The organism is Streptomyces mayteni (assembly GCF_054783955.1).
Genome location: NZ_BAAGPR010000028.1, coordinates 38,634 through 61,964 on the forward strand (window position 1 = coordinate 38,634; position 23,331 = coordinate 61,964).

The 23,331-nt window shown below is 72.5% G+C and carries 23 protein-coding genes, 2 tRNA genes and 2 pseudogenes; 9 read left to right on the top strand and 18 right to left on the bottom strand.

Translation table 11 applies throughout. The features are described from left to right. Positions 1 to 868: 868 nt before the first annotated feature. The 3 genes from ACYVPE_RS15520 to ACYVPE_RS15530 all read right to left on the bottom strand — a co-directional run bounded on the left by ACYVPE_RS15520 (position 869) and on the right by ACYVPE_RS15530 (position 2,375). Complete coding sequence (locus ACYVPE_RS15520) at positions 869 to 1,762, bottom strand: acyl-CoA thioesterase (RefSeq protein WP_461034164.1); 894 nt, start codon at positions 1,760 to 1,762, stop codon at positions 869 to 871. Between the two features lie 81 nt (positions 1,763 to 1,843). After that, a tRNA-Met gene (locus tag ACYVPE_RS15525) sits at positions 1,844 to 1,917 on the bottom strand. A gap of 14 nt (positions 1,918 to 1,931) precedes the next feature. Further along, positions 1,932 to 2,375, bottom strand: a complete 444-nt coding sequence (locus ACYVPE_RS15530; protein WP_461034165.1) for a Fur family transcriptional regulator — start codon at positions 2,373 to 2,375, stop codon at positions 1,932 to 1,934. Between the two features lie 156 nt (positions 2,376 to 2,531). On the opposite strand from ACYVPE_RS15530, the gene ACYVPE_RS15535 reads away from it, so the two are divergent. Beyond that, positions 2,532 to 3,998: a catalase gene (locus tag ACYVPE_RS15535; protein WP_461034166.1), complete on the top strand. Its 1,467-nt coding sequence runs from the start codon at positions 2,532 to 2,534 to the stop codon at positions 3,996 to 3,998. 64 nt (positions 3,999 to 4,062) lie between these two features. Here ACYVPE_RS15535 and hisN read toward each other — a convergent pair whose 3' ends face one another. Then, positions 4,063 to 4,863, bottom strand: a complete 801-nt coding sequence (hisN, locus tag ACYVPE_RS15540; protein WP_461034167.1) for a histidinol-phosphatase — start codon at positions 4,861 to 4,863, stop codon at positions 4,063 to 4,065. A 118-nt stretch (positions 4,864 to 4,981) separates the two neighbouring features. Here hisN and ACYVPE_RS15545 point away from each other — a divergent pair, with 118 nt between their 5' ends. Further along, on the top strand, positions 4,982 to 5,437 hold the full coding sequence (locus ACYVPE_RS15545) for a TetR/AcrR family transcriptional regulator (RefSeq protein WP_461034168.1): 456 nt from the start codon (positions 4,982 to 4,984) through the stop codon (positions 5,435 to 5,437). Between the two features lie 313 nt (positions 5,438 to 5,750). Here the strand turns inward: ACYVPE_RS15545 and rsgA are convergent, their stop codons facing one another. The 4 genes from rsgA to ACYVPE_RS15565 form a co-directional block, all read right to left on the bottom strand. Continuing rightward, on the bottom strand, positions 5,751 to 6,752 hold the full coding sequence (gene rsgA, locus ACYVPE_RS15550; protein ID WP_461034169.1) for a ribosome small subunit-dependent GTPase A: 1,002 nt from the start codon (positions 6,750 to 6,752) through the stop codon (positions 5,751 to 5,753). A gap of 14 nt (positions 6,753 to 6,766) precedes the next feature. Continuing rightward, positions 6,767 to 8,122, bottom strand: coding sequence for a 3-phosphoshikimate 1-carboxyvinyltransferase (gene aroA / locus ACYVPE_RS15555; protein WP_461034170.1), 1,356 nt, complete (start codon positions 8,120 to 8,122; stop codon positions 6,767 to 6,769). 105 nt (positions 8,123 to 8,227) lie between these two features. Next, positions 8,228 to 8,941 (bottom strand): M50 family metallopeptidase, encoded by a 714-nt coding sequence (locus tag ACYVPE_RS15560; protein WP_461034171.1) that lies wholly within the window; start codon positions 8,939 to 8,941, stop codon positions 8,228 to 8,230. Positions 8,942 to 9,017: 76 nt separating this feature from the next. Further along, the gene (locus tag ACYVPE_RS15565; protein WP_461034172.1) at positions 9,018 to 10,622 is read right to left on the bottom strand and encodes an RNA polymerase sigma factor; all 1,605 of its coding nucleotides are present in this window, start codon (positions 10,620 to 10,622) and stop codon (positions 9,018 to 9,020) included. A gap of 190 nt (positions 10,623 to 10,812) precedes the next feature. Between ACYVPE_RS15565 and ACYVPE_RS15570 the strand changes: the two genes are divergently transcribed. Then, a complete protein-coding gene (locus ACYVPE_RS15570) occupies positions 10,813 to 11,505 on the top strand; it encodes a DUF2637 domain-containing protein (protein ID WP_461034173.1) in 693 nt (230 codons plus the stop codon). A 99-nt stretch (positions 11,506 to 11,604) separates the two neighbouring features. On the opposite strand, the gene ACYVPE_RS15575 is transcribed toward ACYVPE_RS15570, so the two are convergent. From ACYVPE_RS15575 to ACYVPE_RS15585, 3 genes and pseudogenes are all read right to left on the bottom strand, one after another. Next, positions 11,605 to 11,680, bottom strand: a tRNA-His gene (locus ACYVPE_RS15575). A gap of 73 nt (positions 11,681 to 11,753) precedes the next feature. Then, positions 11,754 to 12,350, bottom strand: coding sequence for an oligoribonuclease (gene orn, locus ACYVPE_RS15580; RefSeq protein WP_461034174.1), 597 nt, complete (start codon positions 12,348 to 12,350; stop codon positions 11,754 to 11,756). 89 nt (positions 12,351 to 12,439) lie between these two features. Further along, a pseudogene (locus ACYVPE_RS15585) lies at positions 12,440 to 13,546 on the bottom strand (GlxA family transcriptional regulator); the annotation flags it as partial. Positions 13,547 to 14,254: 708 nt separating this feature from the next. On the opposite strand from ACYVPE_RS15585, the gene ACYVPE_RS15590 reads away from it, so the two are divergent. Further along, a complete protein-coding gene (locus tag ACYVPE_RS15590; protein WP_461034175.1) occupies positions 14,255 to 14,776 on the top strand; it encodes a universal stress protein in 522 nt (173 codons plus the stop codon). 444 nt (positions 14,777 to 15,220) lie between these two features. Here ACYVPE_RS15590 and glmS read toward each other — a convergent pair whose 3' ends face one another. The 5 genes from glmS to ACYVPE_RS15615 form a co-directional block, all read right to left on the bottom strand. Then, positions 15,221 to 17,041, bottom strand: coding sequence for a glutamine--fructose-6-phosphate transaminase (isomerizing) (glmS, locus tag ACYVPE_RS15595; RefSeq protein WP_461034176.1), 1,821 nt, complete (start codon positions 17,039 to 17,041; stop codon positions 15,221 to 15,223). An 82-nt stretch (positions 17,042 to 17,123) separates the two neighbouring features. Beyond that, positions 17,124 to 17,399, bottom strand: a complete 276-nt coding sequence (locus ACYVPE_RS15600; protein WP_461034177.1) for a hypothetical protein — start codon at positions 17,397 to 17,399, stop codon at positions 17,124 to 17,126. A 96-nt stretch (positions 17,400 to 17,495) separates the two neighbouring features. Beyond that, on the bottom strand, positions 17,496 to 17,834 hold the full coding sequence (locus ACYVPE_RS15605) for an XRE family transcriptional regulator (RefSeq protein WP_461034178.1): 339 nt from the start codon (positions 17,832 to 17,834) through the stop codon (positions 17,496 to 17,498). Between the two features lie 51 nt (positions 17,835 to 17,885). Then, complete coding sequence (locus tag ACYVPE_RS15610; RefSeq protein ID WP_461034179.1) at positions 17,886 to 18,227, bottom strand: type II toxin-antitoxin system PemK/MazF family toxin; 342 nt, start codon at positions 18,225 to 18,227, stop codon at positions 17,886 to 17,888. Next, positions 18,221 to 18,550: a hypothetical protein gene (locus ACYVPE_RS15615; protein WP_461034180.1), complete on the bottom strand. Its 330-nt coding sequence runs from the start codon at positions 18,548 to 18,550 to the stop codon at positions 18,221 to 18,223. Before ACYVPE_RS15615 ends, ACYVPE_RS15610 begins: the two co-directional genes overlap by 7 nt. A gap of 69 nt (positions 18,551 to 18,619) precedes the next feature. Between ACYVPE_RS15615 and ACYVPE_RS15620 the strand changes: the two genes are divergently transcribed. Both ACYVPE_RS15620 and ACYVPE_RS15625 read left to right on the top strand, forming a co-directional pair. Continuing rightward, positions 18,620 to 19,576 (top strand): DUF389 domain-containing protein, encoded by a 957-nt coding sequence (locus tag ACYVPE_RS15620; RefSeq protein ID WP_461034181.1) that lies wholly within the window; start codon positions 18,620 to 18,622, stop codon positions 19,574 to 19,576. 7 nt (positions 19,577 to 19,583) lie between these two features. Next, on the top strand, positions 19,584 to 20,165 hold the full coding sequence (locus ACYVPE_RS15625; RefSeq protein WP_461034182.1) for a hypothetical protein: 582 nt from the start codon (positions 19,584 to 19,586) through the stop codon (positions 20,163 to 20,165). A gap of 9 nt (positions 20,166 to 20,174) precedes the next feature. On the opposite strand, the gene ACYVPE_RS15630 is transcribed toward ACYVPE_RS15625, so the two are convergent. After that, positions 20,175 to 20,588 (bottom strand): ATP-binding protein, encoded by a 414-nt coding sequence (locus ACYVPE_RS15630; RefSeq protein WP_461034183.1) that lies wholly within the window; start codon positions 20,586 to 20,588, stop codon positions 20,175 to 20,177. A gap of 190 nt (positions 20,589 to 20,778) precedes the next feature. Here ACYVPE_RS15630 and ACYVPE_RS15635 point away from each other — a divergent pair, with 190 nt between their 5' ends. The 3 genes and pseudogenes from ACYVPE_RS15635 (at position 20,779) to ACYVPE_RS15645 (ending at position 22,347) form a co-directional block, all read left to right on the top strand. Beyond that, positions 20,779 to 21,639 (top strand): helix-turn-helix domain-containing protein, encoded by an 861-nt coding sequence (locus ACYVPE_RS15635; RefSeq protein ID WP_461034184.1) that lies wholly within the window; start codon positions 20,779 to 20,781, stop codon positions 21,637 to 21,639. After that, positions 21,636 to 21,851 carry a DUF397 domain-containing protein gene (locus tag ACYVPE_RS15640; RefSeq protein WP_461034185.1) on the top strand — a complete coding sequence of 72 codons (216 nt, stop codon included), beginning with the start codon at positions 21,636 to 21,638 and terminating at the stop codon, positions 21,849 to 21,851. The genes ACYVPE_RS15635 and ACYVPE_RS15640 overlap by 4 nt, the downstream gene beginning before the upstream one ends. Beyond that, positions 21,848 to 22,347 (top strand): annotated as a pseudogene (locus ACYVPE_RS15645) (NUDIX hydrolase). The gene ACYVPE_RS15640 and the pseudogene ACYVPE_RS15645 overlap by 4 nt, the downstream one beginning before the upstream one ends. Positions 22,348 to 22,359: 12 nt before the next feature. Here the strand turns inward: ACYVPE_RS15645 and ACYVPE_RS15650 are convergent. Beyond that, on the bottom strand, positions 22,360 to 23,313 hold the full coding sequence (locus ACYVPE_RS15650) for a hypothetical protein (protein ID WP_461034186.1): 954 nt from the start codon (positions 23,311 to 23,313) through the stop codon (positions 22,360 to 22,362). Between the last annotated feature and the right edge of the window lie 18 nt (positions 23,314 to 23,331).

The following is a 23,331-nucleotide window of genomic DNA, read 5'->3' on the forward strand; positions in this document are numbered from 1 at the left end:
GGCCCGGCGCGGCAGCCGCCGGCACACGCAGCGCGGCCGCAGGCCGGAAGGCCAGGCCCACGTGGCCAACCGCCTGTGCCGCCAGGCCCAAAGGGACGCGGCGCGGGCCGCCGGACCCAGCTCACGTAGCGGGGCCAGGCCGCAAGCCCAATGCAGGGCATGCCCCAGCGCGACAGCCGCCGGCACGCACAGCGCGGCCGCAGGCCCAAAGGGCGAGCCCGCAGGGCCAACCGCCCGGGCCGCCGGGCCCGGCATGCGCAGCGGGACGCGGGGCCGCTGGCCCGATAACGGGCCTGGCCCGGCGCGACAGCCGCCGTCATGCGCAGCAGGGCACGGAGCCACAGGCCCGCAGGGCCAGCACCGCTGGCCGCACCCCCACCCCGACTCCCACCCGCAGGGACCGGGGCCACAGGCCCCAGCTCGGGGACCGGGCCGCAGGCCCGCAGGGCCGGCGCGGCCCCAGCGCCGTCGGCCCGATAACAGGCCTGGCCCGGCGCGACAGCCGCCGTCATGCGCAGCAGGGCACGGAGCCACAGGCCCGCAGGGCCAGCACCGCTGGCCGCACTCCCACCCCCACCCGCAGGGACCGGGGCCGCAGGCCAGCAGGGCCCGGCCCCAGCGCCGTTGGCCCGATAACGGGCCTGGCCCGGCGCGGCAGCCGCCGGCACACGCAGCGCGGCCGCAGGCCGGAAGGCCAGGCCCGCAGGGCCAACCGCCCGGGCCGCCAAGCCCCGCACGCGCAGCGAAGCCGGGCCGCCGGCCCGGGAAGGCGGCACGGCGCCGCAGGCGCCGGCGTGCACCGCCCGGCGCGGGGGCCCGGGCCGCAGGCTCGGAACGGGGCGCAGCCGTGGGGGGCTGGGGTCGTCGGTCAGGCCTGCCCGGCCCGAGGGACTCGCATCAGGCCCTCCTGCATCACCGTGACCGCGAGTCGCCCGTCGGCGGTGAAGATCCGGCCGTGGGCCAGGCCGCGGCCGCCCTGGGAGGTGGGTGAGTCCGTGTCGTAGAGCAGCCACTCGTCGGCCCGGAAGGGCCGGTGGAACCACATGGCGTGGTCGAGGCTGGCGCCGACGATGTCGCCGACCATCCAGCCGCCCCTGCCGTGGGCGAGCAGCACCGAGTCGAGCAGCGTCATGTCGGAGACGTAGGTGCCGAGGCAGGTGTGCGTCACCGGGGTGTCCTGGTCGCCGTCCAGCTTGCCGTTGATCCGGAACCACACCTGGGAGCGCGGCTCGCGCGGCCGGCCGGCCGTGGCGAACGGCGGGTCCGTGACGTACCGCAGGTCGACCGCGCGCCGCGCCTCGATCAGCAGGTCGACGACGGCGGCGTCCCAGAAGAGGTCGGCGTAGCGCGGCAGCAGCTCGTCCGCGGCGGGCAGCGTCTCGGGGTCAGGCGCCGGCGGCATCGGCTCCTGGTGGTCGAGGCCCTCCTCATGCCGCTGGAAGGAGGCCGAGAGGTGGAAGATCGCCTGCCCGTGCTGGACGGCGACCACCCGGCGGGTCGCGAACGACTGGCCGTCCCTGATCCGGTCGACCGTGTAGACGATGGGCGCGCCGGGATCGCCCGGGCGCAGGAAGTAGGAGTGCAGGGAGTGCGGGAGTCGCTCCTCCGGCACGGTCCGGCAGGCGGCGACGAGCGCCTGTGCCGCGACCTGACCGCCGAAGACCCGCGGCACCACCCAGTCGTGGCTGGTGCCCCGGAATATGTCCCGCTCTATCGGCTCCAGGTCGAGCAGATCCAGAAGATACTGGAGAGTAGCGTCCATGGATCGATTCTCCCCCGCCACCCCGGGCGCGCAGCACGAAGGCCCGGATCCGAGTGATCGGATCCGGGCCTTCGCCTTCAGTAGCGGGGACAGGATTTGAACCTGCGACCTCTGGGTTATGAGCCCAGCGAGCTACCGAGCTGCTCCACCCCGCGTCGTGTTCTCCACCTTAGTCCGCCGTCGGCGCTTCCCGCAAATCGCCGCCGCCGCAGGCGGGGCAGCGCCCGTAGTACGTCACGGTGACCTCCGAGACGGTGAAGCCGAACCGCTCCGCCTCGGGCAGCGCCCGCATCGGGTCGCCGGCGAGCCGCACGTCCCGCATCTCGCCGCAGCCGGAGCAGACCAGGTGCTGGTGGGGGTGGTGGGCGTTGGGGTCGTAGCGCTTGGCGCGGCCGTCCGTGGTGACCTCGATGACCTCGCCGAGCGCGACGAGCTCGCCGAGGGTGTTGTAGACGGAGGCGCGGGAGATCTCCGGCAGCCGGTCGGCGGCCCTGGCGTGCACCTCGTCGGCCGTGAAGTGGACGTGCTCGCCGTCCAGCACCTCGGCGATGACCCGGCGCTGGGCGGTCAGCCGCCAGCCGCGGCCGCGGAGTCGCCGCAGGAGATCACTCATGTCTTCCACCCTAACCGGCACCCGGCCACCCAGGACTCGATACGGTCTCGGGTGCCGTCTTGACTTGGATAGAGTCCAATATAGGATCGGTTCTGGCGATAGCCAAGAGCCGAGCCGCAGGAACACCTCCGAGCACCCGAAGGGCGTGACAGGCAGATGACCGACCAGACCGCGGCGGGACCGCTGACCACCGAGGCCGGGGCCCCGGTGGCGGACAACCAGAACAGCCAGTCCGCCGGCGTCGGCGGGCCCGGCCTCATCCAGGACCAGCTCCTGATCGAGAAGCTCGCGCACTTCAACCGCGAGCGGATCCCGGAGCGCATCGTGCACGCGAGAGGCGCCGGCGCCTACGGCACCTTCACCGTCACGGCGGACGTCACGCCCTACACCCGGGCCGCCTTCCTCTCCGCGATCGGGAAGGAGACGGAGGTCTTCCTCCGGTTCTCCACCGTGGCCGGCAGCCTCGGCTCGGCCGACGCCGTGCGCGACCCGCGCGGCTTCGCGCTGAAGTTCTACACCGAGGAGGGCAACTACGACCTCGTCGGCAACAACACCCCGGTCTTCTTCATCAGGGACGCCATCAAGTTCCCCGACTTCATCCACACCCAGAAGCGCGACCCGTACACGGGCTCGCAGGAGGCGGACAACGTCTGGGACTTCTGGGGGCTGAGCCCCGAGTCCACCCACCAGGTCACCTGGCTCTTCGGCGACCGCGGCATCCCCGCCAGCTACCGCCACCTCAACGGATACGGCTCGCACACCTTCCAGTGGAACAACGAGGCCGGCGAGGTCTTCTGGGTCAAGTACCACTTCAAGACCGACCAGGGCATCAGGAACCTGACCGCCGACGAGGCCGCGGCGCTGGCCGGCACGGATCCGGACAGCCACCAGCGCGACCTGCGGGTCTCGATCGAGAACGGCGACTTCCCGTCCTGGACGGTGCAGGCGCAGATCATGCCGGCCGCCGACGCCGCCGGTTACCGGTTCAACCCGTTCGACCTGACGAAGGTCTGGCCGCACGAGGACTACCCGCCGATCGAGATCGGCCGCCTGGAGCTCAACCGCAACCCGGAGAACGTCTTCGCCGAGGTCGAGCAGTCGATCTTCTCGCCGCACCACTTCGTGCCCGGCGTCGGCCCGTCGCCCGACAAGATGCTCCAGGGCCGGCTCTTCGCCTACGGCGACGCGCACCGCTACCGGGTCGGCATCAACGCCGACCACCTGCCGGTCAACCGCCCGCACGCCACCGAGGCCCGCACCCACAGCCGGGACGGGATCGGCTACGACGGCCGGCACGGCCGCGCCAGGAACTACGAGCCCAACAGCTTCGGCGGCCCGGCCCAGGCCGACCGCCCGCTGTGGGAGCCGGTCACCGTCGGCGGCGCCACCGGCGACCACCCCACCCCGGCGCACCCCGAGGACGACGACTACACGCAGGCGGGCGACCTCTACCGGCTGATGTCGGACGAGGAGAGGGAACGCCTGGTCGGCAACCTGGCGGGCTTCATCGCCCAGGTCTCCCGCGACGACATCGCGGAGCGGGCGATCGAGAACTTCCGCCGGGCCGACGAGGACTACGGCAAGCGGCTCCAGGCCGCGGTCCAGGCCCTCCGCGGCCAGTGAAGGGGCCCTTGCCGTAACCGCCCCGGCGGGTGGGGCGCGCCGAGGCGCACCCCACCCGCCGGGGTCACGTCCAGCTCCCCAGCCGGCGCAGCAGCTCCTCGTGGAGCAGCCCGTTGGAGGCCGCCGCGTTCCCGCCGTACGGCCCGTCCCGGCCGTCGAGGCCGGTGAACCGGCCGCCGGCCTCGGTGACCACGATCGCCGGCGCCGCCATGTCCCACAGCGAGAGCTCGGGCTCGGCACACATGTCGACGGAGCCCTCGGCCACCATCATGTAGGACCAGAAGTCGCCGTAGGCCCTGGTACGCCAGCAGTCCCGGCCGAGTTGGAGGAACGCGTCGAGCCGGCCGAGCTCCTCCCAGCCGGTGAGCGAGGAGTAGGCGAACGAGGCGTCGGCGAGCCGGGACACCCCGGAGACCCGCAGCCGGGTGGCGGCCGACAGGCTGCGGCCCGTGTAGGCGCCGCCGCCCTCCACGGCCCACCACCGGCGGGAGAGCGCGGGCGCCGACACCACGCCGACCACCGGCCGGTCGCCGCCCTGGCCGCGGTCGACGAGCGCGATCAGGGTGGCCCAGACCGGGACGCCCCGCACGTAGTTCTTGGTGCCGTCGATCGGGTCGACGATCCAGCGGCGCGCCCCGTGCCCGTCGGAGCCGAACTCCTCGCCGAGCACCGCGTCCCGTGGCCTGGCGCGCTGGAGGGCCGACCTGATCAGCTCCTCGGCGGCCGTGTCCGCCTCGCTGACCGGCGTCATGTCCGGCTTGGTGTCGACCTTGAGGTCGAGCGCCTTGAACCGCTCCATCGTCGCGGCGTCGGCGGCGTCGGCCAGCACGTGGGCCAGGCGCAGGTCATCGTGGTAGTCGGCCATGCCCCCAGTATCGGTCACGACCCCGCAGCCCTCGCGAGCCACCTTGACAGCCCCTGACACCGCGTCAATCCTGTGCCTCGCCGGGGCGGTGCGGCCCCGGGCAGGCGAGGAGGCGACGATGCCCACCGCGCGTGAGTCCCTGCTGGACGCGGCCGGTGCCGCGCTCGAACGGCGCCCGTGGCGACGCGTCCGCATGGTGGAGGTGGCGGCGGCGGCCGGCGTCTCCCGCCAGACGCTCTACAACGAGTTCGGGGACAAGGCCGGCCTCGGCGCCGCGCTCACCGTCCACCGCACCACGGCCCTGCTCGACGGCTTCGCCGCCCAACTCGCCCGCGCCCGCTCGCTCGACGGCGCCGCCGACTGGCTGCTCGCGACGGCCCGCGCCGACCGCGTGGTGCGCGCCGCGCTGACCGGCTGCCGCTGCGAATGCGCTGCCGCGCCGCCGCCCGCCCGCCAACCGGCCTGGCTGATCGCCGAGTTACGCGACCGCGCCATGCGCGCGCTCCCGCTCACCTCCCCGACCGCCTGCGAGACAGCCATCCGGCTGGCGATCTCCCGCCTGATCGCGCCCTGACGGGCAGCCTCGCCGCGCGGGCGTGCTGACCGCATGCCGGTCGACCCGACACCGCCCCGCCCGCCAGAGCCGCACACCCCGCCAAGGCCCGGCGCCAGGCCCTGTCCTGCCGTGCCGGGCCCGCGCCTCCCCCAGCCATGGGGGTCCCCCCGGACGGAGTCTGGGGGAGGCTGGGAGGTGCCCCCATCGCTACGGCACCTCGCTGCGTTACCGAATCGCGCGAATACGGCCAAGTATGAGCTGCGATCCGGCGCCTTGCGATCCACCGCATCTGACGACGCGGGCTGATCCGACAAGATCGACAGGACAGGACCTAGTCCGTTCCGCGGGAGGCCAACAGCCGCCGCAGCGAGGTGAGCCTGGCCGGCTCGGCGTGGCCGGCCGCCACCCAGGCGTCGAGCGCGCAGTCCGGCTCGTCGTGGGAGCAGGCCCGCGGGCAGTCGGCGGTGCCGGGCTCCAGGTCGGGGAAGGCGTGGATCACCCGGGACGGGTCGACGTGGTGCAGCCCGAACGACCGCACCCCCGGGGTGTCGATGACCCAGCCGGGCGCGTCGGGCAGCGCGAGGGCGAGCGCCGAGACCGTGGTGTGCCGGCCGCGCCCGGTGACGACGTTGACCTCGCCCGTCGCCCGCCGCCGGTCCGGCACCAGCGCGTTGACCAGCGTCGTCTTGCCGACCCCGCTGTGCCCGACGAACGCGGTGATCCGGTCGGTCAGCAGCTCGCGCACCCGCGCCACGGCCGCCGGGTCGCCGCCGAACTCCTCGGCGCTGGTGACCACATGGCGGATGCCGAGCGGCGCGTAGGTCTCCAGCAGCGGCTCGGCCGGCGCCAGGTCGGCCTTGGTGAGGATCAGCAGCGGGTCGAGCCCGGCGTCGTAGGCGGCCACCAGGCAGCGGTCGATCAGCCGCGGCCGCGGCTCGGGGTCGGCGAGCGCGGTGACGATCGCCAGCTGGTCGGCGTTGGCCACCACCACCCGCTCGAACGGGTCGTCGTCGTCCGCCGTGCGCCGCAGCGTCGAGGAGCGCGCCTCGATCCTGACGATCCTGGCCAGGGTGTCCTTGGCGCCCGACAGGTCGCCCACCAGGGCCACCCGGTCGCCCACCACCACGCTCTTGCGGCCCAGTTCCCTGGCCTTCATCGCGGTGACCACGCGGTCCTCGACGAGGCAGGTGAACCGGCCGCGGTCCACTGTGACCACGAACCCCTCGGCGGCGTCCTCGTGCTTGGGCCGCAGATGGGTGCGCGGCCTGGTGCCGCGCCGGCTGGGACGGACCCGGACGTCGTCCTCGTCGGTGTGCTTGCCGTACCGGCGCATCGCGGACCGGGGCCTCAGGCCCTGTCGCCTGACGCCGCCAGCATGCGGTGCCACAGATCGGGGAAGTCCGGCATGGTCTTGCCCGTGGTGGCGACGTCCTCCACCTCGACGTCCTTGACGAGCAGCCCGAGCACCGCGCCCGCAGTGGCGAGCCGGTGGTCCTCGTAGGTGTGGAAGACGCCGCCGTGCAGCGGCCGCGGGCGGATCCGCAGCCCGTCGGGGGTCTCGGTGACGTCGCCGCCGAGCCCGTTGATCTCCTTGGTGAGCGCCGCGAGCCGGTCGGTCTCGTGCAGCCGCAGGTGCGCGACGCCGCGCAGCACCGACTCGCCCTCGGCCAGCGCCGCCACCGCCGCGATACCCGGCGTCAGCTCGCCGACCTCGCTCAGGTCGGCGTCGATCCCGAGCACCCGGCCGGTGCCGGTGAGGGTCAGGCCGCGGTCGTCGAGCACGCAGGAGCCGCCCATCTCCGTGAAGATGCGGCGCAGCGCGTCGCCAGGCTGCGTGGTGGTCCTCGGCCAGTCCGGGATGGTGACGCGGCCGCCGGTGACCAGGGCGGCGGCCAGGAACGGCTGGGCGTTGGAGAGGTCGGGCTCGACGACCAGGTCGCGGCCGAGCAGCGCGCCCGGGCTGACCCGCCAGACGTTGGCCTCGCCGCCGGAGTCCGGGGAGTCCACCTGGGCCCCGGCCTTGCGCAGCATGTCCACCGTCATCCGGATGTGCGGCAGGGACGGCAGGGTGGCGCCGACGTGCCGGACCTCGACGCCGTGGTTGAAGCGGGGCGCGGAGAGCAGCAGCGCGCTGATGAACTGCGAGGAGGACGACGCGTCCACCTCCGCGTAGCCGCCCTCGACCGAGCCGGCGCCGTGCACGGTCAAAGGCAGCGCGCCCCTGGCGCCGTCCTCGACGCGGACGCCGAGCGCGCGCAGCGCGGCGATCAGCCCGTGCAGCGGGCGCTCGTGGGACCGCTTGTCGCCGTCGAACCTGACGGCGCCCTCGGCGAGCGAGGCGAACGGCGGCAGGAAGCGCATCACCGTGCCGGCGTTGCCGACGTCGACGGTGGCGGGGGCCTGCGGCATGGCCGGGATGATCCGCCAGGACTCGCCGCCGCCCTCCTGGGGCCCGGAGACCGGGGAGCTGGACGAGACCGTCTCCTCGATGCCGATGCCGAGCGCCCGCAGCCCGTCCGCCATCAGCAGGGTGTCCCGTGACCGCAGCGGGCGGCGCAGCCAACCGGGGTCGGCGGCCAGCGCGGCGAGGATCAGCGCACGGTTGGTGACCGACTTGGATCCGGGCACGGTGACGGTCGCGTCGATCGCGCCGTCGGCGAGCGGAGCGGGCCAGAGAGCGGGGCTATCGCTGTGGTCGGTCATGACCCTCAGTTTAGTGTGCGGCGCCTGCCGGAACCCGGCCGACGGGGGCTTCTTCCGGCCGGCGTCAAAAGTCGTCTGGGGCGCGGCGAAGCGCGTTCGGCGGTGTCAGAGGGCGAGGAGCCAGCGTCCGCCACCGGTGAGGGAGGTCAGCGCGACGGCGTGGAACAGGACCAGCCACATGAGCGGAGGCACGCCGGTGAGCCGGGAGAGCTGGTCGGCGTCGGAGTCCCTGGCCTCCCCGCGCCGGCGCTTGGCCTGGAGCTCGAAGACCGGGCGCACGCCCCCCAGGAGCAGGAACCACACCACCAGGTAGGCGAAGGCCGCCTGCACGTCGGGCTCGGTGAGCCAGGAGACCAGCAGGAAGGCGGCCGAGGTGACGAGGACGGTGAGCACGCCGTAGGCGTTGCGGACCATCACGAGCAGCGCGAGGAGCAGCGCGGTGGCGCCCCAGAGCAGGGCGGTGATCCGGCCGGCGGAGAGCAGCGCGGCGCCGGCGAGCCCGAGCAGCGAGGGGGCGGTGTAGCCGGCGGCGGCGGTGAGGATCATGCCGATCCCGGTGGGCTTGCCGCGGGAGACGGTCAGGCCCGAGGTGTCGGAGTGCAGGCGTATGCCCTGCAGCCGGCGGCCGGACAGCAGCGCCACCAGGCCGTGGCCGCCCTCGTGGGCGATGGTGATGGTGTTGCGCGACACGCGCCACACCCCGTACGGCACGACCGCCAGCAGGGCGACGACGGCCGTGCCGACTATCAGCCACAGCTCGGGCTCCGGCTGGGTGCCGGTGACGCGGCCCCACAGCTCGTCGATGTCTGCGATGTCCATGATCCCCCGCGGGTCGGGCTTGCTCGGCCGGCCTCCGATCCTAGGCGGCCGGCCGGCGGTGGCGGACCGTGCCCTCTCAGGGCTCGTCGCCCTGGGCCGCGCCCAGGGTGGCGGACGGGGACGGGGACGGGGACGGGGACGGGGACGGGGTCGCCGGGCGGGTGCCCGAACCGCCGGAACCACTCGACCCGCTCGCACCGCTCGCACCCGGCTGTCGGCCTTGCCCGTCCTGCCCGTCCTGCCCGTTGGCCGGTGCCGTGGCGCCGACCTCGTCCTCGTCCTGACCCTGGACATCCTCGTCGGAGAGGGTGATCGGGGGCTGCCCTGCCCCCTGCTCCCCCTGGTCGTCCTCCTCCGGGGACTCCGTCTGCTGCCCCTGCCCCTGCCCCTGGCCCTGGCTGGCGTCCTGCCCCTGCCCCTGGCTCTGGTCCTGGTCCTGGCCCTGGTTCCCGCCCTCGTCCTCGCCCTGGTCGTCCGCCGATGACGGGTCCCCCGCCGGCGCGGGCGCCTCGGTCGAAGCCGCCGCCGACCCGCTGTCCGGCCCGGCCCGGCCGTCCGGCTCGGCGCGGTCGGTCTCCTCCTCCGGCGCCCGCCGCTGCGTCGGCACCACGGCGGACGGGCTGCTCACGGCGGGATCGGGGACGCCGAGGGCGCCGAGCGGTGGCCCCCCGGCCCCCGGCTCCTCGGCCGCGCCGGCCTCCGGGGAGACGGACGGCGGCGCGTGGTGCGCCGGCATCGGGCCGACCGCCATCACCCCGGTGGCCAGCGCGAAGGAGGCGGAGACGACCACCTTGCCGAAGCCCAGCATCCCGCCGGCCCCGGCACCTGCCCCGGCCGCGGCCGCGCCGTGCGGGCCCCACTCGACCGCGAGGCCGGCCGACCTGCCGGCGATCCCGCTCGCCGCCAGCCACGCCAGCGGCACCACCGGCGCCAGCCCGCGCAGCGTCGAATTGAGGTCCACCAGCTCCAGATAGGCGGACCGGCAGCGCGCGCAGCCGTCCAGGTGCCGGCGCAGCTCGCGGAACCCGTGGCGCCTGGAAGGCCGCCGGGCGAAGGCGCCGAGCCGGCCCGCGTACTCGCGGCACTCCTCCTGGCTGGTCAGCGACGAGGAGACATGGGCCTGGAGGTAGGCGGTCCGCAGCCCCTCCCTGGCCCGGAACGCCAGCACCGCCGTGGCGTTGGGGGTCAGGCCGAGCAGCGGCGCCACCCGGCTGACCGGTTCGTTCTCGACCGTCGTGTGCCAGAGCACCGCCCGCCAGCGCTCCGGCAGGCTCCGGAAGGCACGGGCGGCCATCGACCGGTCGGCCCTGGACATCGCCAGCGCCTCGGACGGCGAACTCGCGGTCCGGACACCGGTCGCCAACTGGTCGGCCTCCGCGACCGGTTGCTCCATCCGCCCCTCGGCGCCCCACTGCGCGGACACCCGGCGCAGGATGGTCAGCAGATAGCCCCGCACCGAGGCGTTCGGCCCCGCCCCGGCCCGCACCATCCGCAGCGTCCTGGCGAACACCTCGGCCGTCAGGTCCTCGGCGAGGTGCGGATCGTGGCAGCACAGCCTGGCGTACCGCCGGACGCCCGCGACGTGCCGCCGGTAGAGCTCGCCGAACGCCGCGTCGTCGCCGTGTCTCACCCGCGCCAGAAGCGCCTCGTCCGATCGCGCCTCGTCCCCCGCCTCGGTCATCAGACCCCCCGCTGACAGATGTGCGATCGGAATCGCCGCTGACGCATGCCAACACCCAAGATCGTGCGCTCGATTTGGTCAAGGCATCGGGCGGGCCCCACCTCACCGCCGCTTCACCCCAATGCCCCACATCCCCACAACCCGCGCATCGTTGCTGGAATGACGCCAACTAGCCGAGGATCCCGAGCCGATGACGATGCCTGAGCACCGCGACGCACCCTGGTACCCCGCAGAGGACGCCGGCCATCCGGCTCCCTCGGAGCCCAGGGCCGCCTCCCCCCAGGGGTGGGGGCTCTCCGACGACACCACCCCGCTCACCGGGCTCGCCGGGATGTTCGGCCCTCCCCTCCAGCACCCGCCGCGCACCACCTCGCTGCCCAGGCACCGCGGCCGCCGGCGGCGCCCCCAGTGGACCGACCAGCCGACCCGGGTGCGATGGGTGCGCTGGTCCAGCCTGCTGCTCGCCGCGACGGCCGCCGCCCTGGTGGCGATGCTCAGCGTGCTCGGCGGGCTGATCTCCTACGAGCCGCTGCGCCAGGTCGCGAGCCCCGGCTCGTCGGCCGCGCTCACCGCCTGCTGGCCGATGTTGATCTACGGCCCCTGGCTGGTCGCCTCGCTCTCCATCCTGCGCGCCGCCCTGCACCAGCGGCGCGCCCGGCACTCCTGGGCGGTGGTCGTTCTCTTCTCCGGACTCGCCGTCGCCCTCTGCGTGGCCCACGCGCCGCCCCATCTGACCGATGTGGCCGTGGCAGGTCTGCCCCCCATCTCGGCCCTCGTGGCCTTCCAACAGATCGTCCGGCAGATCACCCTGATCAGTCCGCCGCGCCACGCGCTGCCCCGGCAGCGGCTGCCGCGGGCCGCCGGCCAGGCCGAGGCGGTGTGACACACCTCACCCTCACCCGCCGCCTCCCCGGCCCCGCGCGAGGGTCGGGAACGACGAAAGGCCCCTACCTGGCATCCAGGAAGGGGCCTCGTATGTCTCTGGGGTGAGTGACGGGACTTGAACCCGCGACCACCTGGACCACAACCAGGTGCTCTACCAACTGAGCTACACCCACCATGTGCCGCCGGAGCGACCGCTCAAAAGTGTACAGGGTCCCCGGGGATGGTCCCGCCGGTTTCCCGGCGCCCTCAGGAGACCACGTGCTGGGCGGCGATCCGGCGGGCCGACTCGGAGTCCGGCCCGGGCTGCGGGACGAAGATGGCCTCGCGGTAGTAGCGCAGCTCCGCGATGGACTCCCTGATGTCGGCGAGCGCCCGGTGGTTGCCGCTCTTCTCCGGGCTGTTGAAGTACGCCCTCGGGTACCAGCGGCGGGCCAGCTCCTTGACCGACGACACGTCGATCACGCGGTAGTGCAGGTGCGACTCGAGGTGCGGCATGTCGCGGGCGAGGAAGCCGCGGTCGGTGCCGATCGAGTTGCCGCAGAGCGGCGTCTTGCCGGCCTCCGGGGCGTGCTCGCGCACGTAGTCGAGGACCTGCCGCTCGGCGTCCTCCAGGGTCGTGCCCGCGTCCAGCTCGTCGAGCAGCCCGGAGGCGGTGTGCATGGTGCGCACCACCTCGGGCATCGAGTCGAGAGCCGCGGCCGGGGGGCGGATCACGATGTCCACCCCCTCGCCGAGCACGTTCAGCTCCGAGTCGGTGACCAGCGCGGCCACCTCGATGAGCGCGTCGTCGGCCAGCGAGAGCCCGGTCATCTCGCAGTCGATCCACACCATGCGATCGTTCATGCGAACAACCTTACGTCGCTCAGCGCGACCGACTCACTGCAACTCCCCTCCCGTGCCCCTGGCCGCGCTCACGTCACCCCGCCCTCTCAGGACGCCGGGCGCCCCCGCTGCCCCGGCAGGCGGGGCGAGAAGCCGTCGCCGACGGGCTTGGCGCGCCCGGCGGAGCCGTCCTGCTGGCGCGCCCGGTAGGCGGCCCGGTAGGCCGCCGGCGAGGCGCCGAGCTGCCGCCTGAAGTGGCCACGCAGCGCCACCGGCGAGCGGAAGCCGCAGCGGCCCGCGACCTCGTCCACCGAGTAGTCGGAGACCTCCAACAACCGCTGCGCCTGGAGCACCCGCTGGGTGATCAACCACTGCAGGGGAGCGCTCCCAGTGAGGGCACGGAAACGCCGGTCGAAGGTGCGACGGCTCATGTAGGCACGGGCCGCGAGCGTCTCCACGTCGAACTGTTCGTGGAGATGTTCGAGGGCCCAGGCCACCACTTCCGCCAGCGGATCGGCTCCTATGTCCTCTGGTAAAGACCTGTCGAGATGTCGCTGCTGCCCGGTCTCCACCCCGTTGCCCCGCCGCGGCGGGAGCACCAGCCGGCGGGCCAGGGCCGCGGCGGCCTCGGGCCCGTGGTCCTAGCGGACGATGTGGAGGCACAGATCGATGCCGGCGGCGGTGCCGGCCGACGTCAGGATGTCACCGTCGTCGACGAAGAGCTCCCTGGGGTCCACGTGAACCGACGGGTAGCGCTTGGCCAGCGTGGGGGCGTACATCCAGTGCGTGGTCGCCGGTCTGCCGTCGAGCAGGCCGGCCGCCCCGAGCGCGAAGGCGCCCGTGCACAGCCCGACGATCCTGGCTCCCTCACTGTGCGCGCGCCGCAGCGCGGCCAGCGCGGCGGCCGGTGGCGGCCCGGTGATGGACCGCCAGGCCGGCACGATCACCGTGCCCGCCCTGGCCACGGCGCCCAGCCCGTAGGGCGCGCGTAGTTCAAGGCCGCCGGTGGTGCGCAGCGGTCCCTCCTCGCCGGCACAGGCGAGCAACCGGTATCGCGGCACCCCGGCATCCTGGCGGTCGACGCCGAAGACGGAAAGCGGGATGGAGCTTTCGAACATGGGACTGCCGCTGAACAGCAACACCGCGACGACTTCGCGGCGGCGTCGGGCGGCGAGCTTTACTGCGGGCTCGGGGCCGTGCGTTGGGTCCTGGCTCATGCTCCTCAGTTCCCTCGGTCGTCGCATCCTCTCGGTCCTGCACGTTTCCCCCGACGTGATTGCCAAGATCGAATCTACTGTGTCAGGTGAGGTCGGCGGGACAAGTTCATCACTCGGCGCTAAATCGACATGACAACGTGGCGCGAAGCATTCGATCAGGAAGCGTTACACGTAGGAGCAGTTGGGGGAAGTGCGCCTTCCCCCTGTGACATGTCACGGATGGGGCTGACGGCCCGGCACGGCTCTCTCCGAAGGTATACCCACGGGGTTGGTGTGACGCGTGCGCAACGTGGTTCATCCAAGGGGAAGTTGGCTGAAAATAAAAGTCGTCAGCAAGAATGTCGCACCGGCCACACGCTGGGCACCACCGGCCGCGCAACCTTGCCCCGGGGGCGCGCGCCGGGCGCATCGTTGCAGGTAGGGCGGACATGTCAAGAAGAGAAGGCGCCGGGTCCGACATGCGGTCACGCAGCGGTAGCGGAGGTACCGCAATGTGTCCGAAAGCATTGCGTCCTGGGCCGCCCGTAGGGCATGCTGCTCGGTCACGGTTCCGTGCCTGGTTTCAGGGGTTGTAGGCAGCGTCCCTGGGCACTAGGTACCTAACGCCGTACTCTGGAGGAGGAACCGGTGCGTGACTACCAACGTTCCTCCTCCTCCATCCCCGGCAAGACCCCGAGGTTTCCTCACTGACCCACCGCTGAGGCTCCGATGGCTGGATACGAGTTCCCCGAACCAGCGGATCGCCGGCGCGTCGTCGATCCCTCGTCCACGCCCGATCTGGTGGACGAGTCGCACACATCGCACGACCCGGCGTTCCAGCATGGTGTGGTGGTCGGCTTCGACGGCTCGACCTCGAGCGAGCGGGCCCTGGCCTACGCGGTGGGCATGGCGAACCGGTCCAACTGCGGGCTGATCATCGTGCACGTCGCCAACCGGCTGCCGACCACGGTCTGGGCGGGCTGCGAGCCGCCGGCCCTGGTCGACGTCCCCGACCACCGCACGGAGGTGCTCGGCCTCGAGTTGGCGTGCGCCGAGCACCTGTCCGAGGTGCCCTGGGTGCTGCTGGAGCGCGGTGGGGACATCTGCCACGAGCTGGAGGAGGTCGGCCAGGAGTACGCGGCCGACGCGATCGTGGTCGGCACGACGCACGGCCTGCTCGGCCGGATCTTCGGCTCGGTCTCCGGCCGGCTCGCCCGCCGGGCCCGCCGCCCGGTGATCGTCATCCCCTGATCGTCACCCCCCGATCGTCATCCCCTGAGGCCCGCCGCTCCGCCTCCGTGCCCGCGCGGTCGCGCCGTGTGACGCCTGAGGCTGCCGCTGCCCGCCTTCCCCCGGTGCGCGCCCGGGGCGAGCGCGCCCGCCGGGCTTCGCGCGCCCCCTGAGACCAACGGGCACCAGCGGGCGCTGCTGTGCGCGGACTTGCGGTCGCGCCGCGTTCGCTCACGGAGCATTCACCAAATTCGTCGCCCGTCGGTGGTGGATTGTGCGTTTGTGACGGGCATAAAAGGGACAGCGGTCAGACAGAACTCGGGCCGCCGGCCGGGAGGTGACGGACCCGGCGGCGGCTTCTCCCCGCCGGCGTAATGGGCGACGCCGGCGCAAATGGCGGCCCCCGGCGGTGCGTATGGTGGCACTCACCGCTCCGGGGGCCGCCCTGCGTCCCGGCCGGGTCGGCTACTCCACGGTGACGGACTTCGCGAGGTTCCGCGGCTTGTCGATGTCCCGGCCCAGGGCCAGCGCCGTGTGGTAGGCCAGCAGCTGGAGCGGGATGCCCATCAGCACCGGGTCGAGCTCGGGCTCGTTGCGCGGCACCACGATGGTGTCGTCGGCCTTGGGCTGCTCCTCGTGCGCCACGGCCAGGATCCGCCCGCTGCGGGCCTTGATCTCCTCGAGCGTGGCCCGGTTCTTCTCCAGCAGCTCGTCGCTCGGCACGATCGCCACGGTCGGCACGGCCGGCTCGATCAGCGCCAGCGGCCCGTGCTTGAGCTCGGAGGCCGGGTAGGCCTCGGCGTGGATGTAGGAGACCTCCTTGAGCTTGAGCGACGCCTCCTTGGCCACCGGGAAGCCGCGCACCCGGCCGACGAACATCATGCTCTTGGCCTCGGCGAACTCGGCCGCCAGCTTGGCGATCCGCTCCTCCTCGGCCAGGATCGCCTCGATCTGCCCGGGCAGCTTCCGCAGCCCCTCGATGATCCGCCGGCCGTCCGCCACCGACAGGTCCCTGATCCGGCCCAGGTGGAGGGCGAGCAGCGCGAAGGCGACGGCGGTGTTGGTGAAGCACTTGGTGGAGACCACGCACACCTCGGGTCCGGCGTGCACGTAGACGCCGCCGTCGGTCTCCCTGGCGATGGCGCTGCCCACCACGTTGACCACGCCGAGGACCATGGCGCCCTTGCGCTTGAGCTCCTGGACGGCGGCCAGCGTGTCGTAGGTCTCGCCGGACTGGCTGGTGGCGATGTAGAGGGTGTCGGGGTCCACGACGGCGTTGCGGTAGCGGAACTCGCTGGCCGGCTCGGCGTCGGCCGGGATCCTGGCCAGCTCCTCGATCAGCTGGGCGCCGATCAGGCCGGCGTGGTAGGCCGAGCCGCAGCCGAGGATCTTCACCCGGCGCACCCCGCGAGCCGCCCGCGCGTCCAGGTTGAGGCCGCCGAGCCGCACGGTGGCGAACCGGTCGTCGATCCGGCCGCGCAGCACCCGGTCGACGGCGTCCGCCTGCTCGGCGATCTCCTTGTGCATGTAGGTGTCGTGGCCGCCCATGTCCCAGCTCTCGGCCTCCCACTCGACGGTGGTCGGCGCGGCGGCGGTGCGGCTGCCGTCGGTGGTGTAGGTGCGGTAGTCGTCGGCCTTGATGGTGGCCATCTCGCCGTCGTCCAGGGTGATGACCTGGCGGGTGTGGCTGATCAGCGCGGCGACGTCGGAGGCGACGAACATCTCCTTCTCGCCGATGCCGAGCACCACGGGCGAGCCGTTGCGGGCCACCACGATCCGGTCGGGGAAGTCGGCGTGCAGCACGGCGATGCCGTAGGTGCCCTCGACGTAGCGGAGGGCCTCGCGGACCTTCTCCTCCAGGGTCTCGGCCTGGGCGCGGCCGACGAGGTGGGCCAGCACCTCGGTGTCGGTCTCGGAGGCAAGCTCGACGCCGTCGGCGGTCAGCTTGGCGCGCAGCTCGGCGCAGTTGTCGATGATGCCGTTGTGGACGACGGCCACCCGGCCCGGCGCGTCCAGGTGCGGGTGGGCGTTGACGTCGTTGGGCGCGCCGTGGGTGGCCCAGCGGGTGTGGGCGATGCCGGCGGTGCCGGCGAACCTGGCCGGCACCTTGGCCTCCAGGTCACGGACCCGCCCGGCGTTCTTGACGGTCTTGAGCCCGCCGGCCTTGCCGCTGCTGTGGATGGCGATGCCGGCCGAGTCGTAGCCGCGGTACTCCAGGCGCTGCAGGCCCTCCAGGAGGAGTGGTGCGACATCCCGCTTGCCGATGTATCCCACGATTCCGCACATGCCAGGCTCCTCCTGCTGTTCCCGCTGATCCGCTGTGTCTCGTGTGGCTGGCGCGCCTCACGCGCCCGTCGTGCCGCTGTCGTTATCCGTAGACGATCCGCCGCAGCTGTCGCAGCGAGAGCGCCGGCGGCGCAACGGCGCGGCGTGGCAGCTCCTCCGCGATCCGTTCGAAGATCGCGTCGTTCCCGAGGCCACGACTCCGCAGCTCCCGGTGCCGCCTCCGGACGTATTCCTCGGCCGTCTCGTCGAAGTACGCCAACACGTCGAGAACCACCCGGGCAGCCTCACCGCGGGCGAGCGGCGTGGTGCGCACCAGATGGTCCACGAGGTCGTCATAGGACGTTCCGCGATCGAGCACCCCTTGATGGTGCGGATCATGCGGGCGCTTCGCAACATCTGTGCCCGATATCGGGCACGGACGTGTCGTTCGTCATGGCGCGGCCGACGCCGCGGGTCAGGCCACGGTGAACTCGGCGTCGCCGAAGTCGGCCACCACGCGCAGCCGGCCTCCCAGTGCCTCGACATAGGAGCGCAGGGTCGCCAGCTCGGTGCGGTCGACGTCACCGTGCTCGATCGCCGACACCCGGGGAACTGAGACGCCCATGACGTCCGCGACCGCCCGCTGCGTCAGAGCCTGCTCCCGCCGGATCTCCGCGAGCCGGTGGGCTCGCACCTCGGCGACGAGCCGATCCATCGACTCCCGCTTCTCCGCCGGGGACCGCACGGGAAGCTCGGCGGCTTCACGGCGCTCACGGGCCCTGCGCCTGGTTTCCTCCCAGCTGACCGCGCTCACTCGTACTCCCTGATGTCGAGGTCGATCACGTGTTCCCGGCGACGGCGCGCTTCAGCGTTGGAGGCCGAGGATGATGCGAATCGAGGACTCGACGGCTCGCAGTTCGCCCGGGGCCAGGAGACCGAGTCTCCTGCGGAGTCGCGCCTTCGCCACCGTGTGCAGATCGGCGCAGTTCACGTAGGACTCGGCATACTTCTTCAGCCCGGAATCAGGACCGACTGGCACGTGCGTGGCGCGCGGACCGGCGGTGCCCGTGATCAGCGCGACCGTGACGGACGACAGCGGCTCGGCGACGCGGTTCACCGTGAGAACCACCACGGGATGGGGCCCGAGAGGCTGAGGCAGCGCGCATCCCCAGACTTCCCCGCGCAGCGGTGGGACGGCAATCACCACTCGGTCTCGTCCGCTTCCCTGAGCTCGTCGTCGCTCGGCGGGGTGACCCCGTCGGGCAGGGGCGCCGGCCGCCCCGCGTAGTAGGAGCGGATGTCGTCGGCGGCTCCGGCCTCCGCGGCCTCCCGCACCAGGAGGTGCAGTCCCTCACGGAGCGCGTCGGACGTCGACGTGAGGTTCAGGGTTCGCATCGCCTGATGCAGAGCTTCCACCTCGTCGGCCTGGAGGCGCACCTGAGCCAGCTTTCCGCGCCGGTGTTCCCTGATCGATGCGGCCATGTCCGTGATCACCGCCTCTCGCTTCCCCTTGTGTACGACATCTGTCATACACCGAAGTATGTGCCGCTCTTCCGGAGCGGTCAACCGGTGGTCACGCGGGTTGAGTACCCTGCCGCCGTGCTGCATCTGCGGATCATCGTGCCCTCGGCCCGGACCGAGGAGGTCGTCACCGAGCTGACGGAGACGGTCGGGACGGCGCACCTCGCGGTGCTGCCGGGGGCGGCGCGGGATCCGGTGGGGGATCTCGTGCTGTGCGACGTGGCGCGGGAGGCGGCCGACGAGCTGCTACGGCGGCTGCGCGGTCTCGGGATCGCGGAGGAGGGCTCGGTCGCGGTCGAGGACATCGACCTGTCGCTTTCGGAGCGCTCCGAGCGTGCCCAGGAGGAGGCGCCCGGCGCCGGGGTGGACGCGGTGCTGTGGGAGTCGATGCTCGACTCCACGCAGGAGGAGTCACGGCTGACGTTTACCTACCTGACCTTCCTCACCGTGGCGACGATGCTGGCCGCCTGCGGGGTGCTGCTGGACAGCGCGATCCTGATCGTCGGCGCGATGGTGGTCGGCCCCGAGCTCGGGCCGCTGGCCGGGGTCTGCACCGCGCTGGCCGCGCGGGCGCCACGGCTCGGGGTGCGGTCGCTGGCCGCGCTGCTCGTCGGCTTCCCGTTGGCGATGCTGCTGACCAGCGGCTTCGCGCTGGTGATGGACGGCTGGGGGGTGTTCTCCAAGGCGCAGTTCGAACAGCCGCATCCGACGGTCGAGTTCGTCTGGCAGCCGGACATCATGTCCTTCGTGGTGGCGCTGCTGGCCGGCGTCGCCGGGATGGTCTCGCTGACGTCCGCGAAGTCGGCGGCGCTGGTCGGCGTGACGATCTCGGTGACCACGGTCCCGGCCGCCGGGCACGCCGCGCTGGCCCTGAGCTACGGCCATGTCACCGAGGCCCTCGGCTCCATGCTCCAACTGGGCGTGAACCTCGCCGGCATCCTGGTCGCCGGCACGCTCACGCTGCTGGTGCAGAAGGTCTCCTGGGCCTGGGTCCGGGCCGCCTTCCCCACCCGCCGGCGGCGCCGTGCTGAATGATGACCGCATGAGACGAAGACTCCGGCCGCTCCCCCTGGCCCTGCTCGGCCTCCTCGTACCGCTCGCCGCCTGCGGCGGGGAGTCCGCCGACCGCGACGAGTTGGAGGCACGGGCCGCCTCGCTCGAGACGGCGATCGAGCTGGTCTACGTGACCGAGGTGTCCGGCTACGAGCTGGCGCCCATGTCGGTGGCTCCGGCGGGGACCGACGGCTTCCAGAGCACGTACGTCTCGTCCTCCGACGGCTCCACCATCCACCTGATCGTGGACCGAGGCACGGTCGACCCGGCCGCGTGCGGTTGCGAGCCGGACGGCGACTCCGTCTGGTACCAGGACGGGACTGACTCCGGCACGCGCGCGTACGTCCGCGCGGAGGACGGCCACACCGTCACGGTCGAGGCCCCGGCCGACGCGGTGTCCCGCGAGACGCTGCGGGCGGCGATGGACGAGGCCCACGTCGCCGACGACGCGGAGCTGTCAGCGACCCTCCCCGAGGCGCCGGAGGGCGCCTCCGACGTCCCCGTCGAACGGGGCGACCTGCCACCGAATGGCGACGGCGCGCCGATCGACCCGGAGGGCGCGGCGGGCTGAACGGCCCCGTCAGCCGGGGACCTTGAGCGCCGCCCACACCATCCGCCCCTCGGGTTCGAGCGACGCCACGCCCCAGTCGACCGACAGGGCCTCGACCAGTAGCAACCCCCGCCCGCACTCGGCCCCGTCGTCCGGCTCGCGCGGTCGCGGCACGGCCAGCGTCCCGCCCTCGTCCTCGACCGCGATCCACACCTCGTCCTCGCAGACGGTCAGCCGGCAGACGACGTGCCGGCTGCCGGTGTGCGTCACGGCGTTGGCCACCAGCTCCGTGACGACCAGCGCGGCGTCCTCGACCACCGGCGTGTCCCCCAACCACCGCCGCACCAACCGCCGCGCGACGGCGGCCGATTCACGCTCGGCGGGCAGCCGGAACCGCGTTGAACGGGCCGCCTGCCGGCGGTGAGACGGACGTTGCTCATGCATGAGGGACCACCTCGCGGGTGACGACGCGACGAACGCTGCCCCGCCAGGGTGCGCATTTGCGCATTCGCTGCGCAAGTGCGCGAACCGGAATCAGTGACACGGTGCACACCAGTACGCATCGGAGATAGCCGGTGAAGTATGTGGCAGACTCTCAGCGCAAGTGCGCCATGACTGGAGGGAGAGCGGCTTGGTGTCGCAGCCGAGCAACCCCACTGTTCATCGCCGTCAACTCGGTGCGGAACTGCGGCGGCTACGCAAGGCGGCCGGACTGGGAATCGAGCAGGTCGCCGCGGAGCTGGGCTGTTCCCAGACGCGCGTGAGTCGCATCGAAACCGGCAAGGGCCGTGCGACCGCTCGGCCATCGGACGTCACCAAGCTGTGCGAGCTGTACCGCGTCACCGACCAGCAGCAGATCGACATGCTCCTCCAGATGCTCGGCAACTCCCAGAAGCGCGGCTGGTGGGCGCCGTACAACGACGTGCTCCCCTCGGGGCTCGAGGTGTACGTCGGCCTTGAGAGCAGCGCCAGGACCGAAAGGGCGTGGGAACCACTTCTGGTGCACGGCCTGCTCCAGACACCGGACTACGCGCGGACGGTGCTCCGCAGCGGCGCCATCCACCGGCCGTCCGACATCGACGCGTTGGTGCACGTCCGGCTCGAACGGCAGAAGCTGATCACACGCGCCGAATCCCCGCTCGACCTGTGGGCCATCCTGGATGAGGCGGTCGTCCGCCGGCCGCTCGGCGGTGCCGACATCATGCGGGCCCAACTCCAGCACCTCACCGAGATGTCAGCTCTGCCCAACGTCATCGTGCAGGTGATCCCGAACCAGAAGGGCGCCCACCCCGGCCTCTGGGGCGCGTTCAGCCTGCTGGAGTTCGAAGAGGACGAACCCGTGGTCTACGTCGACAGCCCCGGTGGCAACCTGTATCTGGAGAAACGCGCGGACGTCCGACGCTTCGCCAGCATCTTCGATCTCCTGCGGGCGACAGCGCTCGACCCCGATGAGTCCGTGGCCCTGATCCGACACGCAGCGGAGGACATGAGATGAGTGGCGACATGAACAGCCTCTCCTGGTTCAAGAGCTCGGCCAGCTCAGCCAACGGCGGCTGCCTGGAGGTGGCCTTCCTGTCCGACGGGCGAGTCGCGATACGGGACAACGAGGACCCGACCAACCCGCCGTTCCTCGTCACCCGACACGTCTGGGAGTGCTTCATAACCGGCGCCACGCAGGGCGAGTTCAACCCGCCGGTGGGGGCGTGAGTTTCCGGCTGGCGGCGTATGCCGTCTGTGTCGACGGCGGGCGGCGGGTGTTGCTCGCCCGGTATGTGCCGCCGGAGGGCGAGCATGTCTGGACCCTTCCCGGTGGCGGGGTCGAGCACGCGGAGGATCCTCCCCCAGCTAACGCTGGGAGGTGCCCCCATGCGACGCGGTGACCCGGGAGGTCGCCGAGGAGACCGGCTACGAGGCGGTGGTCGAGCGGCTGCTCGGCGTCGACTCGCGGGTGATCCCGGCGGCCGAGGCCCGCCGCGGGGTCACGCACCAGAACGTCGGCGTCTTCTACCAGGTCCGCATCACCGGCGGCCGGCCTCGGCCCGAGCCGAACGGCGACGTCGCCGAGTCGGTGTGGACGCCGATCCCCGACGTCGCCCGCCTGCGGCGCTCGTCGCTGGTCGACGTCGGCCTCGCCCTGGCCCTGACCCGCCCGGCCACCGGCCACGTCCCGCCCGTCCGGGCCGGCGGCCTGCTCCAGCACTGAGGCACCGGGGTGTCAGCCCCGGCCCTCTGTCAGGGAGGCGCAGCTCACGTCGTCCGGCATCTCGTGGCACGGCATGAACGTCGGAAGGTCCTCGGTGAGGGGCAGACCGGGGAACATCCCGCTGGCCAGCCAGTACTGATCGGGTTCGGCCGGGACGGCCTCCGCCACGAAGGGGCGGTCGCCGTCCCGCAGCACGACCTCACCCGTGTCGCCTCGCGCGTCACGGTACCGCGCCCGAAGTTCCCACTCGCACGTCTGGCCCCGCACCACCGCTTCCACCCGCAGCCCACCCGGGTCGAGGCCACCGCCGAGGTCGATCCGGCGGCGGCTGAAGTAGGGCTGTCCCTGGTCGGCCCCCTCGTCGGAGAACCACAGCGCGGGGGCGTCCATGGCGAGGTCGAGCAGTACCCCCGAGTAGAAGCTCTCCCCCTGCCCCGGCACTTCCACCACCGTTCGGGCGGAGGGCGCGGTGCAGGAGGTGGTGACCGGGGTCATGTCCACGATGCTCAGCTGGGCGTCTCGGGAGGAGAGGAGGTTGAGGGTGAACACGGTGGCATCACCCAGCCTGAGGTCGTAGCCCACCGGAGGCTGCCGCATCGTGAGCGGGTAGCGGATCAGCCGACCGCCCAGCGGGCGGAGGAAGTCCCACACCTCCGTGTGCTCCAGGCGGCGCAGGGTCTCCTGTTCCTCCGGCGTCAGCGGCCGGTCGAGCAGGATCTTGTAGTTCTCCGCGGGTGACGTGTCGTAGCTGATGGAGCCGGTGAACGGGGCCCTGGCCTCGTCCAGTTCCTCCGTCGCCTCCCGCTCCGCGGCGACCCGGGAGTCGGTCGTCCACCGCTCGAAGTTGAAGCCGACGTAAAGGCCGCCCAGGGTCGCCAGGACGGCGAGCACCGCGATGACCGAGGCGGCAAGCCGCCGGGTGCGGCGGGACGCGCCGGGTGCCTCGGGCAGGTACCTGTCCTCCACGACGTCCCAGACGGACGC